Here is a 14526-nt window from a genome sequence, read left to right on the forward strand (position 1 = left end):
CCTGGGCAGCGTGCGGGATAACGTGGCGCGATTGTGCCAAAGCGGGAAACGGGGAATAGATGTCGTCTAAGACTTCGAGCGCCGAAGAGAAAAAGACCTCTTCTGATAACGCAGACGGACCTCTTCTCGATACTTATAAAACAGCGATCAAGAAGCTGATAGCCAAGGGCAAAGAGCAGGGTCACATTACCGTTGACGAGCTTAATGCTGCCCTGCCGTCAGAGCATTTTTCCTCTGAACAGATCGAAGACGTGATGACCAATCTCAACGAGATGGGCATTAACGTTGTCGAGAATGAAGAGAGTGAAGACAGCGATTCGGCTGATGATGACACCGATGCTGATGCCAAAGGCAACATTTCCGAAGATGACGTGGGCCGGACCGATGACCCGGTGCGCATGTATCTGCGTGAAATGGGCAGTGTCGAGCTTTTGTCGCGCGAAGGCGAAATTGCCATTGCCAAGCGTATCGAGGCAGGCCGGGAAATGATGATTGGCGGGATTTGCGAAAGCCCGCTGACCATTCAGGCCATTGTCAACTGGCACGACCAGTTGCAGGAAGGCAAGCTTCTGTTGCGCGATGTGATCGACCTTGAAACCACCTATGGCGGGGGCCCGGATGCCGCCGCAATTGGTGAAGAGGGTGAAGGCGACGACGAGGATGATGTCGAAGCCGTCTTCTCGCCGCTTGAATCTTCTGATGATGAAGAGGAAGACGACGAGAAAGAAGTTGAATCCCCCGAGCAGCCCCTCTCGGCATCTCCGGCGCGTGAGCGCAAGGTTTCCTCGGACGACGAAGACGACGAGGATGATGATGACGAAGAAGACGGGGACGGCGAAGAAGGTTCCGGCGAAGACGACGACGAAGATGACGAGAACGAACAGGTCAACGTTTCCCTTTCCAAAATGGAAGAGGAACTGACCGAGCAGGTTCTTGAGAAATTCGAGAAAATCGCCAAGACCTATGAAAAACTCCACAAGGCCCAGGAACAGCGCCTTGCGGCCATGAACAAGGGTGAAACCGTTCCGGCGGCCACCGAAAAGCGGTATGGCAAGCTCAAGCAGGAAATGGTTGATCTGATGGAAGATGTTCATTTGAACAACTTCCGTATTGAAGAACTGCTGGACCATCTGACGGGGCTTAACAATCGTCTTCTTGGCCTGGAAGGCAAGCTTCTGCGCTATGCGGACCGCTGCAAGATCAAACGTCCGGATTTCGTCAAACAGTATCAGGGCAACGAGCTTGACCCGAACTGGATGGAACGTGTTGGTGCGCTTTCGGGCAAGGGCTGGAAGCTGTTTGTTGAACGTTACCCCGATGAAATCGCCCAGCTGCGTGAGGGTATTGGCGGCGTGTCCGCTGAAGTCGGTTTGCCAATTGGCGAATTCCGCCGTGTTTATGGCGTGGTCAATAAAGGCGAACGCGAAGCGGCACGCGCGAAAAAGGAAATGATCGAGGCCAATCTGCGTCTCGTGATTTCGATTGCCAAAAAATATACCAACCGTGGTTTGCAGTTCCTTGATCTGATTCAGGAAGGCAATATCGGCCTGATGAAGGCCGTCGATAAATTTGAATATCGCCGTGGTTACAAATTCTCGACCTATGCAACCTGGTGGATTCGTCAGGCGATCACCCGTTCGATTGCCGACCAGGCCCGGACCATTCGTATTCCGGTCCACATGATCGAAACCATCAATAAACTGGTGCGGACCTCGCGCCAGATGCTGCATGAAATCGGTCGCGAACCAACCCCGGAAGAACTGGCCGAAAAACTGCAAATGCCGCTTGAAAAAGTGCGCAAGGTTCTCAAGATCGCCAAAGAGCCGATCTCCCTTGAAACCCCGATCGGGGACGAGGAAGACAGCCATCTTGGCGATTTCATCGAGGATAAAAACGCCGTTCAGCCGCTTGATGCCGCGATCCAGGCCAATCTGCGTGAAACCACCACCCGGGTTCTGGCATCGCTCACGCCGCGTGAAGAGCGTGTTCTGCGTATGCGTTTTGGTATCGGCATGAATACCGACCACACGCTTGAAGAAGTCGGCCAGCAGTTTTCGGTGACACGTGAACGTATCCGCCAGATCGAGGCCAAGGCCCTGCGCAAGCTTAAACATCCGTCACGTTCGCGCAAGCTGCGCTCGTTCCTGGATTATTAAAGCAGAAACACGGCGATACGGGGCTTGACCTTTGCGCCAAAATCGCTAGTTTTCGGGACCGCATCGAAACATCGATGCGGTCTTTTCTTTACCCGGACTTTTGTCTTGGGGGCCCGTAGCTCAATTGGTTAGAGCCGACCGCTCATAACGGTCTGGTTGGGGGTTCAAGTCCCTCCGGGCCTACCAAACACCCAATAAAACATATGTTTTTCAATGATTTATTGGAAATGTGTCCCACGTTGAAACACCGCGTGGGACACATTGGCCTTTCACCGGGGTAATATTTGCTGATTTCAGGCACAAAAAAACCGGCCAAATGACAATGGCCGGTGCCTTGTTTCTTGGTTTTGATCTTACCATTCAACATGCTTTAGGCGCTGCATGGCTTCCTTTGCCAAAAGCCACCGGTCGGCATCCTTTGTATAGACTTCGGATGTTTGCGCGACAGCGTGGCCGTGAATGGCCATCACCTGGTATTGTGTGCATCCCATTTCCGTCAACAGCTTGCCGGCCGCTTTGCGAATGCCGTGACTGGTGCGATCTGGAAGCCCAGCCTCAAGGCACCACTTCTTGAACCTGTTGGCTAATCCTTTTTCTGATTTGAATGGCTGGCCATATTCGGTCAGCAAGTAAGTCTGACCTTGAACAGTGGGGGCGCGTGTCGCCTTCACCAATGGGGGAAGCATCGGGATCGCAACGTATTTGGAGCCTTTCTTTTTTGGTTGCCATCCGAGCCCGAGCATTCCGTCGCGGTTAAATTCGTGTTCCCGGCCCAAGCGGTAGGCGTCACTGATGCGACAGGCGGTAAACATAAACAGGGTGATACACAGGTGGGCATTTGTGCCTGGCTTATGAACTGATCGGTATTGCTTGAGGTCTTCGACCGACCAAGGCGTGGCACCGCCCCGGTTGATGTTGTATCGCTCCACCCCTTCCGCCGGATTGATATGTGTGATTCCGGTTCGGTTCGACCAGCGATACATGGCCTTGATTGATTTCAGAAGGTTGTCGGCCTTGCCCGGTGTCGTTCCGAGAGCCTCATGAACCTTATAAATCTCCGATGTTGGTATCAGCATATGGCAATTGCCAAAGCGGTTGCCATCGTCAGTCATGCGATTGCAGAGTTCTAACAGCAATCCGCGCCGCTGCATCATAGTCAAAGGGGACGCCAGTTTGGCATCGACTTTGGCCTGAAGGGCATCAAGATATTTTGAGACCAGCCAGTCCAAGCTCTCCCGAATAAAGCGATCCGCTGGCGTTGCCAGTTCTGGTGCAAGTTGAATGCCCACCCGTGCTGCATGATAATGTTCCATAAACAGCTTGTGATCGGGCTGGATGTTCAGCCGAATCCTGCGAGACGGTGATCCTTCCACCCGGACGCGATAGCGTTCGTTGCCAGACGGAAGTTTTTCGCAAATCAGTCCAGGCAGATTAAGTTTCAACTGGTTCTCTTCGGCCATGCTAACGGTGCCTTATCTTCAACTGGCTTTTGTTTTTCGTCAACTGATCCAAGTTTGAGCCGCACGCCTTCGGCAGTCACGATGATTTCCGAAACCGTGAGACCGCGTTCTATGGCGGCTTTGAGAGCCCGCTTTAACTCCGTTTCCGTTACCGTGGCGCGCCGCGTCATGATTTGGTTCCTGCTTTGGAATTTGCCTTGTTTTGGGCCTCGATGATCGCCAGTTCGAGAAGTGTGGGCGGAATCTCTCGATAGTTTTTTGCGCTATGAAACGTTCGCCGGCATCGGGGGCATGTGCCCCGGTCAACCTCGATCGCGTTTGGATCAACGGCCAGCGGGCAGGGGTTTGAAATGGGGCATCCCTTCATTCGGCAGCCTCCATAACCTTTGTTTTTGACGACACGATTTTCCCGAGATCGAACCGCTTGGCGTCAGAAGGATCCCGGAATGGTTTGCTGGAAAGGCGCGATGTGATGGCCGGTGTATGCCCGGGGCGGACAAATGGCCATTCCCATACGAACCAGGCGAAGGCCTGCTTTCCCCGTGTCATTTCCTCGTCGTATGTCGCGGGGTACATTGTCACGCGATCGAGAAACGCATGAATGCGAACAGGCGGGCATTTAGTAAACAGACCGTCATTAAGATTGCGATCTTCAGAAAGCAGGTAACGCAAATCCAGCAGGCAGCATAATTTGCCGCCAAGGGGGCCAGCCTGTGTCAGCAGATCGATGCCGTGCCGAATAATGGTTGTTGCCGCCCGGGCTTTGCCTAATTGTTTGCCATTCAGTCGCCCATAGGGGGGATTGGTGACAAGGTTGGGTTTCCATAGCGTTTTCAGCTTTAGGAAGTCTGTTTGTCCTGTTACGGGGTAATAGACCTTTTTGCCGTGTTGGCGTCCGATGGTACTGGCGACAACATTCTTATGGCCAAGGATGTCGGCTGCGGTAGCTGCCAGGATTCCGTCGCCCGCGCAAAATTCGTGCAAACCACCGGGAAAGCTCTCGACCGTTGCCAGGGCGCGAAAAGTTTCCGGTGCTGAACGATAATGATCATCGAGGGGTCTAACTGCATTCATGATGACCACTCTCGTTAAAAAGGCAATTCATTGCCTGCACGTCAAACTTGACTGCTTTGGGGGCGGTTGCCAGTGGATAAGGAGCAGTGTAATTTGTAAGGATAAGCTCTTGTTTGGTGTTGGTGCCGCCTCCGGTCACATTTACTCGATGCACCTGCCAATCTTTCAAAATTTCAGAATAAATTGTGTCCGGGTTCATGCTTAGGATGACGCGGGCTTTACATTGCGCCAGTCTCTCGGCCAATTTTTTGTGTTCGTCGTCGTTCATTTTGTGTTTGTAGCGGCGCCCAACTGGACCCGGATAAGGTGGATCGACATAGAGAATACAGTTACCAACATCGTAACTGTCGATCAGCTTTAAGGCTGGTACCGACCTAACGCATACTCCACGCAATCGATTGGCGACCGACACCAGTCGTTCCGGCAATTTGCACCAAGATAATTCAGGGGCAGTTGTTTGCCCTTTTGACCACCGAAAACCTGTGCGGTGTGCATTGCTACCAGCGCGGCCCATCCAGCTAACAATCAGGAAGTGCCATGCGCGTTCTACAGGATCGCTTGGTGTCTCACTGGATTGGGCGCGATTTAATTCATCCTGTGCGTAAGGTGTCAGTTCAACAAACTTCATGAGTTGGGTTAATTGCTTCGTGTTCCGCAGTACGGAAAACAGATTTACAATCTCACCATTGATGTCATTGATTACTTCTCGCTTATGGCGCGGCTTTCTAAGTGTGACGATTGCAGATCCGCAAAACAGGTCTACCCATGTGTCACATTCTGGCGGCACAAGGCTAATGATCCTCTTCGCCAGTCTGTCTTTAGTTCCAAAATAATTAATTGGTCTGCCGATCGTCACGATTTCCCCTCCCTGTTGAATATCCAGCATTTGACGGTTTTGTTTGAAAAGGCCTTGTTGTGGCTGCGCACCGCCTTGATTTCGCGGAAGCTGCGTGAGCGGGATTGGCGCAGCAGTTTTTTCAAGTCCTGCAGAGGCGGGATTTGCTGGTTGTTGTGATGGGCGACTGACTGCATGTGGTTGAGATTGATCGCGATGGTGTTTTCAAGGTGCATCGCATGGTTCAGCTTTTCATCGCCCAGGAAGTCATAAGCCTCCCAAAATTCCTCGATCGCCGGGTGATCGGCGGAAATGGCCCTTTGCCGGTTAACAGCGGCAAGTTTTAATTCGTCTATTGCATCTTGGTGCCATGCCTTGGGCATGTTGGTCAGTTCGGCCAATGCTTCGACCAGGCTGATTAGTTGGGCGTGGTTTTTGGCGATACGGTTTGACCGGATATCGGGAAACCGCATTAATTCGGTTTCCCAATGGGCAGTGCGGTTAAAAACCGCGTCCAGTATCTGTTTTTCCCGGGTAACAGCCTTGATCAGGAAAAAGCTGGCATTCTCTACCGGCATGGCGGCAAGCGCGTCAGCGGCGATTTTAGATGCCGGTGTGTGGCCGCTGGTATCGAAATGGGTGTGAATGATGCGCTGCATGATGGCTTCGGACGCATTTACGGCGGCATTCTGGCTGATCACAACGGATCCGCGAAAGGGTGGTTCACTGGTTTCGTTACCACCATTTTTCACACCACGCGCCCGGCTGGCCCGCCCGTTATAGGCTGTTTTCAGTTCGTCCCAATCGAATTGCCTGGCCTTGGCGCTGTCTTCGCGGTCGCTTTCAATCAGGCAGATCGGCAGGTTTGAAACCTGTGAAAAAATACGCGCCCGGGCGGCAAGGGTAGATTTGTTGGGGTCAAAGCCCTCGTAGTCAGACCGCCCGACCAACTTCCATAAAAATTCGATCAGGGTGGATTTACCCGCCCCGGCTTCGCCCACAATTTCAAGGAACGGATAGGATTTTTGCTTTCCCCTGATCTGTTCGGCAAACAGGCTACCCAGAAAGAACGCGGTCGCGATCAGCCCTTTGGCACCATAGGCCGAATAAACCATGCCGAGCCATTTATCGTCATAGTCGGTCGCATTGCCTATGTGGAGTTGCAGGGACTGGTTAAGGGACTTGATCGAGGTTTTGCCGACTTCAAAAAAATCTTCGTCGTTGATCTCGATAACCTTGCCGGCCGCAACGGCCCGGTCATTGAAAACATAGATGCCGTGTTCTTTGGAATAACCAATGAAATCGGTCGTTTCGACGATCTTGATGTTGTCCAGGTAGTGTTTCACCAGCCAGTTAAGCTGCTGCGAATTGCCAGCATAAAGCGCACCAGGGGCGATCGAGAGAAGTCGCTTTTTGAACTCGCTGGCCGTTGCGACCTGGCCCCCGGAAAAGGTGTTTTTGATCGTATGCCGACCATGCGGAAATTCGACGCGGGTATAATACCAGCTATCGTCGGTTTGCTTGTCCTGTTGAAAATACAGGAATTTAAAGGTGCAGTTTGCAATCTCTTCCAGGCGTGATGCCTTGCGCACGGCTTCCGGTTCGGCTTCCTCGCGGCTCATGCCACGCTCTGCCGCCGATGTCATCTGTGCGTTGTAAACTTCGGCAATGACCGAAAACCAGTAGGTCCGGGTGTCGAACTCAACCGCGAAACTGCGGCTTTTATAGCGTTCCCAAATCAGTAACGCTTTTTCCATTGGCGTTTTTGCCAGCAACAAATCGCCATGAAACCGATACCGTTCAAAGTCCCGGTCATTCAGGGCATTGGCAAGATGGGCGTCGTTCCAGTCTGTTTTTTTGCGATCCTGTTGTGGGATCAGCGCGGCCTTGTTGGTGAAGGTCAGATAGTTTTTATCGACATGAGCAATACATTTGCGAATGTGCCGTTTGCCCGCCGGGTCGTTATCCATCGCCCATACCAGGGTGATCGATTTACCCTTCAGCTTTTCCAGTTCCTTGTCGGGCACATTATAGGCCGACAGGATAGCGGCGGCCTTTTTGCCATGAACGGCAAGGGTGGCCGCATCGATGCAGCCCTCGACAATCCAAAGCTCGTCGCCATCCTCGATGGTTTGCCCGGGCGGCACCCACCACCGGCCCTTATACGGGGTGCTGCCAAAATTGGCGCGGCGGTCATCGACCTTTTTGGTTTTCGGGTCGGTAATACGGACGGTTTCAATCAACCGTTCCATGAAAATGTTTTCGCCGCGGCTAATGTCGAAAACCACGGTCGCGGTTTTGCGGTCGCCCCATGCGTGGTAAAATTCGCCCTGCCGGTACCAGCCCTTTGTTTTGGCCGGGTTAAGCCCGCGCACAAAATCCATATATCGGTCGGCGGTACGGTTTGGGTCTTCGGTGGTGGCCGGATAGCGTTCGTTGAATTTGCCAAACGCATCGGGATACAGGTCTTTGACATGGGCGGTGTGGCCGCATTTGTTTTCACGGCCACATTTAATCACCCACGGGCTGGATATTTTGACAAACATTTCACGCCGGTTACAGGCAGGGCAGCGCCCTTGCCGCAACCAGTCATGAACCTGGTTGAAGCCATAGTCGGCCTTCAGGCGCGAAACGACTTCTTGCCTTACGTCGTCGGTCATTTCACGCATGTTGATCGCGCTCATTCTGCAGGGTGGTCAAAAGGCGCAGGGCGCGTTCTTTTTGCGGTGCAAGCCACGGATAAAGATCGACGGTTTTGTCGATGAAGTGCCGGGGCGGCAAAGCAATGCCGCCCTCGATCACAAAATCAAGCAGGTAGCGCGCACATTGCTGCCCGTTATTCGGGTTACGCGCCAAACCATGCAAAAGGGATTCCGCCGCGCCAAACGCTGCCCAGGTAAAGGCCGCGTTCGATACGTCCTGCCGGGACATTCCAGAGCTGGTCGGGGTCATGATATGCCCCCTGTCTTGATGATGATGGCCCGCGCCTGATTGATAGCGCGTTCATAGGCGGCGGCAATCGTTGGGTGTTGTTTGGCGTCCGGCGTGGCTGATGTGCCAATCAGGTCAAGCAGGGCCAATTTCAGGGCTTTCGTCTGGCCGTTTTGGTTTTCAATTTCTGCAACGCAAATCGCGACCAGTGCCCAAGGTTCGGCCTGTTTCAGGTCCAGGCTAAGAACGCGGTTAACATCCGCCAGGGCCTTTTCGCTGGCTTTGTCCATATCAGTGCCCTCCCTTGATTTGAGAAAGCACATCAAGGCAGAAATCCAGACCGTGGCGGTATTTCGGTTCGTAAACCGCCGCCATGTTCAGAAAGGTTTCGGCGTCATTGCCCAACTGACCGATTTCGATGCAATCAAGGATCAGTTCGATGGTTTTGCGGCAGGAAACGGCGGCACCGGCATATTCAAGCGCCTGATAAGCATATGTATCGGCGGCAAGGCGGCAGGCCTGGCTTACGACAGCCTGTGTGTTGTTAAACAGCATGTCATTTGCCTCCGTTGATTTGCGGCCAGTCGTTGGGCTGGCGCTGGTTTGTATCAACAGGGCCGTCAAGCTCGGCGATGGTGTTTTCAAGCGGGGGAGTGACCATAAGGCAGGCGGTGCAGGCCATGCGGGCAATGCCGGTGGCCTGTTCTTTGTGCCCAGCTTCAAGCAACAGCGCGATGCCCTCAAAGCTGTCATAGAACTGATTGAGCAGCATCGCTGCTTGTTCAACCGTTTCGAGCTGGTCAAAGGAGATAGATTTGTCGGTCATATCAGAAGCCCTCAGGATAGCGTTTCACAACACCACCATTGCGGCTTTCTACGACCGCGCTGGTGGCGGGAGGGTAGAAACCTGTCCTGAGGCAGGCGGGTTTATTCCCCTTTCGGGTCTTGTATTCACCGCCCTCCCGCCATAAGCGAGAATGTGCACCGGGACTCCGGGCACAAAAATAGCCGTAACTTACGTGACGGCTGGCCGTCAGGAACAGAGGGTTTCTACTCCCCCACGGCGGATTTATCCCGCCGATAGGATGAACCATACGCCCGGTGTTTTCCGTCGTCAACCTATCCAGGTATCCCCATTGTGGATAGGTTGTGGCCGTTTTTCTTGACTCATCCTGTGCGGGCAAAAAGATTGGATTGGACAGGTTTTTTCTAGGGGAATTTGGGATATGTCTGATGGTTACAAGGCGTTGATCCGGGAAGCACAGGCTAAGGGGAAGCCTGCTTTGCTCTCGTTCGACGCCGTGCCTAGCGAAATTGAGGGTGTCGCTTTCGGGATCGACTATGTTGATAGTACGGGCCAAAAGTCCCGTCGTTGGGTAACAGCAAGAGGATTTAAGGAAGGTCTGTTGTGGGCGTATTGCTGGGTGCGAAGGGATATGCGCAGTTTTAGCCTCCATCGAATAGAGGCGATAATTGATGATGCTGGCGAAGTGCGTGATCCAGCGTCTGTTTTTCCGGGGATAATTGCTCCCAGGAGGACAATAAATGTCCAGACCACACCTAAACGGAAGCGTGACGTTGATCGGGGAGCATTTAATGCCCGCATTGCCGAACGAAATGCCGAGGTTGCAAGTGAACGCACTGAAGCTAAACACCGCAAAGAACCCGATCAAAGAACCCTTCTCATTGGTCGGGTTCTTTTGGCGGCTATCTTTCTGATTATTATTTTGTTCGTTCTGCTGTGAGTTTTTGCTGCTGCTAACGGGGCAATGAGTCAAATGGCCTAAAGATATGGGAATTAGATGAAGAGAATTAGTGCGCCTTTGTTGCTCGCTTGCGGCACAGTTCTGGGGGCGGTCACAGCACCGATTTTTGTAACGGACGTGCTGGGTTACGACCGAATTATTGAGTGGTTTCCTGAGAGCTTGAAGTTTGACTGGGGATCGTTCCTTGGTGGGGTGATTGGCGGAGCAGTTGGTATTGGCCTTTTTATGGCTCAAAGGCACTTGGATATTCGAGAAGCGAGGAGACAGCGCAAAACATTGATTGCAACGGTATGCAACAGCATAAGTTACGCAATAAAGGTGAATGACGGTCCAGACTTTTCCAATATTCCAGACTTGAAGCAGTCTGATGCGCCGGGCAGGCTGGGGATGATTGCGCAATGCCGTGAGATCACTTGGAGGCGTAGGAGTATTAGCTACAAAACTTTTTTTAATATGCTCGAGGAGGTCTCTGGTTACATCGAGTTCATTGAAGCAAGTTTGACGCGATTGACAGCGCAGTTGGATGCTATTCCAGTTGATGCGTATACACCTGATTGGTGCGTTTCCAGAATAGTGTCGCTTAGTGCTTTGCGGGAAGACATCTATAAGCGGATCATTGGCGTTAGAGCTTTTTGTAAATCTCGGGATTGGTCGAAGTTCAGTGATGACGAGCGGTTTGATTTTGTTGCGCAAGTTGAGGCTTTGCTGACGGCTGTTGGCACAATGGCTGACATTACTGAAGACATGGCATCGTATATTCAGAACGATAAGTCTTGATCGGATAGACTGCGTGGGTCCCGTTTGTGGATTGATACACGCCGTTTTTGTGCTCTGTCTCATAGTGGCTCCCCCCCCCTGTTTTGTTGATTATGCTGACACCGGCGATAGGCTGGTGCTGTAGGCAAGGTTGATGCCCGGTGCCGGTTTCAGGCTTTGCCGTAATGTGCGGATCGCGGTCATATCGGCGATAAAGACGTGCAGGCAGTCGGGGTTTTTGCAGGACAGGGTTATTTCCCGATACAGGCTGGTGACTTGCCGGGTTTTTACGGTGCCGCATGCAGACCCGCAATGCGGGCACTTCATGGAATTGTTGCCAAGGGCTGACATCGTTTAATCCTTTGTGATGGTTGCTGATGCGCCCCCCGGCGCTTTGCCCGGGGCCTGTTTCAGGCCCTAGACAAACAGGTTCAAAAGGGAAACGAGGTGTTCAAATTCCGGGATCAACTGATTTCGTTCGATCCGGTCGATATGTCCGTCTAGCATTGCGGATGAAAGCGATGCCATGCGCTGGGCCAGTTCAAACTGCGCGTGGTTGCCATTGATGGTGGTTGCAGCGGAAAACTGTAGCGGGGTGGCATTGCCAAACCCGGCATGGCGCAAAACGTCGTTGACGTAATGTGGCCCCAAGGCGCTGGCAAGGTGCCGCCAGTCCGACAGATTGGGGCAGGTTGCCCCGTTTTTCCATGACTTCAAAGTGCGCGGATTGAACGGTGTTTTTTCAGCCAGGTCCGACAATTGAAGGCGCAGGCCATTGTCGTGGCGGCGGCCATCCCCAACATATCTGCGAAGAATAGCCGAGTGAGCCTCTCCGAAGTTTTCCTGTTCGATAGCATTAGCGACGGCCACGGTAATTCGCCCCTAGGTGGTGTATAGGAATAATTCAACTATTATTCAAAATGAATAATAAATACAAGCGCGTTTTGTTGGTGGTCGATAAGGGAAAGGTCGGGTTATGTGGGAAAAAACAGAGGAATGCTGCGATTTGCAAGGTGAGCCGAAAATAGGAAAAAAATTGCGCGAGGCGCGAGAAAGGCTCCGTATGTCTGGTGAGGCTGCGGCAAATGCCGCCGGGCTGTCGAGCGCACAAACCCTGTACGGTTATGAAAAGGACCGCCGCGAACCGGACTTTTCTGCCTTGATCCGGTTATGCAATACGCTGGGCGAAACCCCGAACTCTTTGTTTTCTTTTCCCGATTTTAACCGTGCTCTGATGGCTGATGTGATGGTTGCCGTGGACGAGTTTATGGCGGCAAATCGCCGTAAGGTTGATCCGGGTGTGAAAGCGCAATTGTGCTTTGCCGTCTATGATGCCCTGGAAGCCGAGCCCGATAAGCTGCGGGACCACAATGGCCGTCTTAATCTATCGGAATTGATGGGTTTAATGCGCCTCGCCCTTTGAGCAGGCGAGCTATCCCTATTCGGGATAGGGTTTTGAAAAATCGCGAATTGCAGCTTGACGTTGCACGGGTATTTCAGTTTTTTAAATAAACGGGCAGCCGGTGGGCGGGACAACCCACCGACTTCGTGCAAGGGACGTTGCACTACCAGACATGTGGCTTTTTCCCGTAAGCCGTCCAGCCCCGCTCCGTACGGAGACCGGTGTATCGAATATGGTAGTTAGAATGCGTCGTGCGAATGTTTTTACAACACAGCGCGGTCGCCAGTCCTGGGATCGCGCAATGTCTCTTATCAGCCAGACCAAACCGGTCAAGAAAAGTTACGTGCTTTACGTCCTCCTGTCCGCCGTCTTTTTTTTGGCAATCTTCACTTGGGTTGCGATGGCTAATCCCGGGCTTTTTTGATGGCCGGGCAGGTGTTTTTTTATTCGTTTTGAATAAATTTTGCTGTTTTTTGGGAGGGAATATTTGGGATGAGGTGGATTTAAATGGCAGATTTTGAAATAGAAGATTTGGGTATGTATGAGTGCCATGCAACGGAGAATAAATACCGGATGCTAAAACGGACACGCATAATTCACTACAGTAATATCAGCGGCACGCGAAAGGACTTCAAAGGTGCAATCGACTTTGTGACTGAATGTGGTCAAGATGCAAACCTGCTTGATGAAGGCAAGAAGTTTCAGCTAATTCACACAAATGAAGTTGTGGAAAAAGTGGAATAGTGCTTCATCAAATAGTGCGATCTTCAGCATTAAATGATGTAGTAAAACCGCCGTCTGACAGTTCGTGTGTGACTTCCCCTGTTATCCATTTGACCACTGTAATCTCTTGTCGCCAGCCCTGAAGTTCTAAGGGCTGGCCCGCATGAATGACGGGGTTTCCGTTTGCCAGTTGCAGGTTGATGGATTGCTGGCCGCGTTGCATCCGTGCCCATTCGGCCCGGGCGGAATGATAAGCCGTGATGGCATTGGGAAAATCGCGTTTCAGGGTTTTCCAGTTTTCGCCTTCGCCCGCTGTTGAATAACGGGTTTTGTTGGCTGCCTGATCGCGCCATTTGGCCCGCACGCCGGTGTAGGTGCTTTCGCGGTCGCTAATCTCGAAACGATGGCTAACGTTGTCTGACCGGCTGATTTTGGCGGTTGGCAGGGCGATGCCGCTTATTGTTTTGGTGTAACCGACCGGCGTGAACAGCAAACGGCCTGCCTTGACCGTGGCAATGGCATCGTAATCCTTGCCAAGCCTGGTGAGGAAATTCAGGTCGCTTTCGTTGGTCTGGTCGATATGGCTGATCACAATCGCGCTTAGGCCATCCTCGATCGCGGGGATAAGGTTTTGCCTTTTGGCAATTGTGGTCAGGATTTCGCCTAGGGTCTTATCGCTATAGGATTCCTCGCGCTGGACCTTGAAGGCCCCTTGGAAATCGGCACTGCAGCCTGAAATCGTGATGCGGTCGGGCGGGCCGCTTTCACCGACCTGGTCAACAATGAAGGTGCCTTTATCGACAAGGTTGCCGTCATAGCCGATCAAAACCTGAAGGCGCACGCCGCGCCGGGGCAGGTGAATGGTTTCTTCAGGCGCACACAGTTCGATTTCGCATTCATCGGCCTCGATGCCGGTTTTGTCGACGATGCGCAGACTGTTTAGATATTTCGCCAGTGTGGCGGTCACATCGATGTTGTCGGCAATGATTTGATAGGCCGGGGTCATGGTTTGCTGTCCATCAGTTTGCCAAGCTGTTCGTTGTCGTCATTGCCATAGCGTTTAAGGGCGATGGTGAATTCGATTTTTCGCGCCAGACCGTTGGAAACAAAGTGCGACCGGTTGTCATCGATCTTGGCAATGAACCATTTGCCCAGCACATCGCCATTGCCGGCCGTTAAAATCCATGCCTTTCCGCCTGCGGCCATTTCGCGCAATTTATCGATGTGGGATGGCCCGCCGGTCAATTCCGGCATCAACGTTCCATCTATGGTTAATTCGTCTTCGCCCGGGCCAAGGAATTGATGCGCGGGTGCCTTGCCAAAACGGTTGCTGGCCGACCAGCGGTATTCCGTTGTGCGCTTTAATGTCTCATAGGGCACAGTGCGCAGGTGAAAGCTAAACATGCCAAGGGATAGCAGCATA

General features: G+C 52.5%; 18 protein-coding genes and 1 tRNA gene. 6 read left to right on the forward strand and 13 right to left on the reverse strand.

The genetic code is table 11. The annotated features are described in order from the left end of the window. Nucleotides 1-59: 59 nt before the first annotated feature. Both rpoD and TH25_RS18410 read left to right on the forward strand, forming a co-directional pair. Nucleotides 60-2156: an RNA polymerase sigma factor RpoD gene (rpoD, locus tag TH25_RS18405; protein ID WP_114089767.1), complete on the forward strand. Its 2097-nt coding sequence runs from the start codon at nucleotides 60-62 to the stop codon at nucleotides 2154-2156. 109 nt (nucleotides 2157-2265) lie between these two features. Continuing rightward, nucleotides 2266-2342: transfer RNA gene (locus TH25_RS18410), tRNA-Ile, on the forward strand. A 167-nt stretch (nucleotides 2343-2509) separates the two neighbouring features. Here TH25_RS18410 and TH25_RS18415 read toward each other — a convergent pair. The 9 genes from TH25_RS18415 to TH25_RS18460 form a co-directional block, all read right to left on the reverse strand. Further along, a complete protein-coding gene (locus TH25_RS18415; RefSeq protein ID WP_181847700.1) occupies nucleotides 2510-3616 on the reverse strand; it encodes a tyrosine-type recombinase/integrase in 1107 nt (368 codons plus the stop codon). After that, nucleotides 3595-3786 (reverse strand): response regulator, encoded by a 192-nt coding sequence (locus tag TH25_RS18420; protein ID WP_114089768.1) that lies wholly within the window; start codon nucleotides 3784-3786, stop codon nucleotides 3595-3597. Before TH25_RS18420 ends, TH25_RS18415 begins: the two co-directional genes overlap by 22 nt. Before the next feature lie 193 nt (nucleotides 3787-3979). Continuing rightward, nucleotides 3980-4699, reverse strand: a complete 720-nt coding sequence (locus TH25_RS18430; RefSeq protein WP_147253045.1) for a hypothetical protein — start codon at nucleotides 4697-4699, stop codon at nucleotides 3980-3982. Further along, on the reverse strand, nucleotides 4677-5546 hold the full coding sequence (locus TH25_RS18435; RefSeq protein ID WP_181847702.1) for a DNA adenine methylase: 870 nt from the start codon (nucleotides 5544-5546) through the stop codon (nucleotides 4677-4679). Before TH25_RS18435 ends, TH25_RS18430 begins: the two co-directional genes overlap by 23 nt. Continuing rightward, nucleotides 5543-8209, reverse strand: a complete 2667-nt coding sequence (locus TH25_RS18440) for a toprim domain-containing protein (protein ID WP_258549214.1) — start codon at nucleotides 8207-8209, stop codon at nucleotides 5543-5545. Before TH25_RS18440 ends, TH25_RS18435 begins: the two co-directional genes overlap by 4 nt. After that, the gene (locus TH25_RS18445) at nucleotides 8187-8477 is read right to left on the reverse strand and encodes a hypothetical protein (RefSeq protein ID WP_114089772.1); all 291 of its coding nucleotides are present in this window, start codon (nucleotides 8475-8477) and stop codon (nucleotides 8187-8189) included. The genes TH25_RS18440 and TH25_RS18445 overlap by 23 nt, the downstream gene beginning before the upstream one ends. After that, nucleotides 8474-8746 carry a hypothetical protein gene (locus TH25_RS18450; protein ID WP_114089773.1) on the reverse strand — a complete coding sequence of 91 codons (273 nt, stop codon included), beginning with the start codon at nucleotides 8744-8746 and terminating at the stop codon, nucleotides 8474-8476. The genes TH25_RS18445 and TH25_RS18450 overlap by 4 nt, the downstream gene beginning before the upstream one ends. A 1-nt stretch (nucleotide 8747) precedes the next feature. Beyond that, on the reverse strand, nucleotides 8748-9011 hold the full coding sequence (locus tag TH25_RS18455) for a hypothetical protein (RefSeq protein ID WP_073955776.1): 264 nt from the start codon (nucleotides 9009-9011) through the stop codon (nucleotides 8748-8750). Between the two features lies 1 nt (nucleotide 9012). Then, nucleotides 9013-9282 carry a hypothetical protein gene (locus TH25_RS18460; protein ID WP_114089774.1) on the reverse strand — a complete coding sequence of 90 codons (270 nt, stop codon included), beginning with the start codon at nucleotides 9280-9282 and terminating at the stop codon, nucleotides 9013-9015. A 400-nt stretch (nucleotides 9283-9682) separates the two neighbouring features. On the opposite strand from TH25_RS18460, the gene TH25_RS18465 reads away from it, so the two are divergent. Further along, nucleotides 9683-10201, forward strand: coding sequence for a hypothetical protein (locus TH25_RS18465; protein ID WP_114089775.1), 519 nt, complete (start codon nucleotides 9683-9685; stop codon nucleotides 10199-10201). Nucleotides 10202-10258: 57 nt separating this feature from the next. Then, a complete protein-coding gene (locus tag TH25_RS18470) occupies nucleotides 10259-10999 on the forward strand; it encodes a hypothetical protein (RefSeq protein ID WP_114089776.1) in 741 nt (246 codons plus the stop codon). Between the two features lie 90 nt (nucleotides 11000-11089). Here TH25_RS18470 and TH25_RS18475 read toward each other — a convergent pair whose 3' ends face one another. Together TH25_RS18475 and TH25_RS18480 are read right to left on the reverse strand one after the other, a co-directional pair. Further along, nucleotides 11090-11329 carry an ogr/Delta-like zinc finger family protein gene (locus tag TH25_RS18475; RefSeq protein WP_114089777.1) on the reverse strand — a complete coding sequence of 80 codons (240 nt, stop codon included), beginning with the start codon at nucleotides 11327-11329 and terminating at the stop codon, nucleotides 11090-11092. Between the two features lie 66 nt (nucleotides 11330-11395). Then, nucleotides 11396-11848 (reverse strand): hypothetical protein, encoded by a 453-nt coding sequence (locus TH25_RS18480; RefSeq protein WP_114089778.1) that lies wholly within the window; start codon nucleotides 11846-11848, stop codon nucleotides 11396-11398. A gap of 106 nt (nucleotides 11849-11954) precedes the next feature. Here TH25_RS18480 and TH25_RS18485 point away from each other — a divergent pair, with 106 nt between their 5' ends. Together TH25_RS18485 and TH25_RS18495 are read left to right on the forward strand one after the other, a co-directional pair. Continuing rightward, nucleotides 11955-12401, forward strand: coding sequence for a helix-turn-helix domain-containing protein (locus tag TH25_RS18485; RefSeq protein WP_073955783.1), 447 nt, complete (start codon nucleotides 11955-11957; stop codon nucleotides 12399-12401). Nucleotides 12402-12887: 486 nt separating this feature from the next. Beyond that, the gene (locus TH25_RS18495; RefSeq protein ID WP_114089780.1) at nucleotides 12888-13124 is read left to right on the forward strand and encodes a hypothetical protein; all 237 of its coding nucleotides are present in this window, start codon (nucleotides 12888-12890) and stop codon (nucleotides 13122-13124) included. Between the two features lie 7 nt (nucleotides 13125-13131). Here the strand turns inward: TH25_RS18495 and TH25_RS18500 are convergent, their stop codons facing one another. Beyond that, nucleotides 13132-14109, reverse strand: coding sequence for a contractile injection system protein, VgrG/Pvc8 family (locus TH25_RS18500; protein ID WP_114089781.1), 978 nt, complete (start codon nucleotides 14107-14109; stop codon nucleotides 13132-13134). After that, nucleotides 14106-14525 (reverse strand): phage tail protein, encoded by a 420-nt coding sequence (locus tag TH25_RS18505; protein WP_073955787.1) that lies wholly within the window; start codon nucleotides 14523-14525, stop codon nucleotides 14106-14108. Before TH25_RS18505 ends, TH25_RS18500 begins: the two co-directional genes overlap by 4 nt. Nucleotide 14526 lies beyond the last annotated feature (1 nt).

Origin of the sequence: Thalassospira profundimaris (genome assembly GCF_003326755.1) — a bacterium.
GTDB classification, from domain to species: domain Bacteria; phylum Pseudomonadota; class Alphaproteobacteria; order Rhodospirillales; family Thalassospiraceae; genus Thalassospira; species Thalassospira profundimaris_B.

Coding starts and splice junctions, on each gene's coding strand:
- TH25_RS18460 (WP_114089774.1), bottom strand. CDS start 9,282: ATGACCGACAAATCTATCTCCTTTGACCAGCTCGAAACGGTTGAACAA.
- TH25_RS18505 (WP_073955787.1), bottom strand. CDS start 14,525: ATGCTGCTATCCCTTGGCATGTTTAGCTTTCACCTGCGCACTGTGCCC.
- TH25_RS18415 (WP_181847700.1), bottom strand. CDS start 3,616: ATGGCCGAAGAGAACCAGTTGAAACTTAATCTGCCTGGACTGATTTGC.
- TH25_RS18485 (WP_073955783.1), top strand. CDS start 11,955: ATGTGGGAAAAAACAGAGGAATGCTGCGATTTGCAAGGTGAGCCGAAA.
- TH25_RS18495 (WP_114089780.1), top strand. CDS start 12,888: ATGGCAGATTTTGAAATAGAAGATTTGGGTATGTATGAGTGCCATGCA.
- TH25_RS18500 (WP_114089781.1), bottom strand. CDS start 14,109: ATGACCCCGGCCTATCAAATCATTGCCGACAACATCGATGTGACCGCC.
- TH25_RS18465 (WP_114089775.1), top strand. CDS start 9,683: ATGTCTGATGGTTACAAGGCGTTGATCCGGGAAGCACAGGCTAAGGGG.
- rpoD (WP_114089767.1), top strand. CDS start 60: ATGTCGTCTAAGACTTCGAGCGCCGAAGAGAAAAAGACCTCTTCTGAT.
- TH25_RS18470 (WP_114089776.1), top strand. CDS start 10,259: ATGAAGAGAATTAGTGCGCCTTTGTTGCTCGCTTGCGGCACAGTTCTG.
- TH25_RS18420 (WP_114089768.1), bottom strand. CDS start 3,786: ATGACGCGGCGCGCCACGGTAACGGAAACGGAGTTAAAGCGGGCTCTC.
- TH25_RS18440 (WP_258549214.1), bottom strand. CDS start 8,209: ATGAGCGCGATCAACATGCGTGAAATGACCGACGACGTAAGGCAAGAA.
- TH25_RS18450 (WP_114089773.1), bottom strand. CDS start 8,746: ATGGACAAAGCCAGCGAAAAGGCCCTGGCGGATGTTAACCGCGTTCTT.
- TH25_RS18455 (WP_073955776.1), bottom strand. CDS start 9,011: ATGCTGTTTAACAACACACAGGCTGTCGTAAGCCAGGCCTGCCGCCTT.
- TH25_RS18475 (WP_114089777.1), bottom strand. CDS start 11,329: ATGTCAGCCCTTGGCAACAATTCCATGAAGTGCCCGCATTGCGGGTCT.
- TH25_RS18445 (WP_114089772.1), bottom strand. CDS start 8,477: ATGACCCCGACCAGCTCTGGAATGTCCCGGCAGGACGTATCGAACGCG.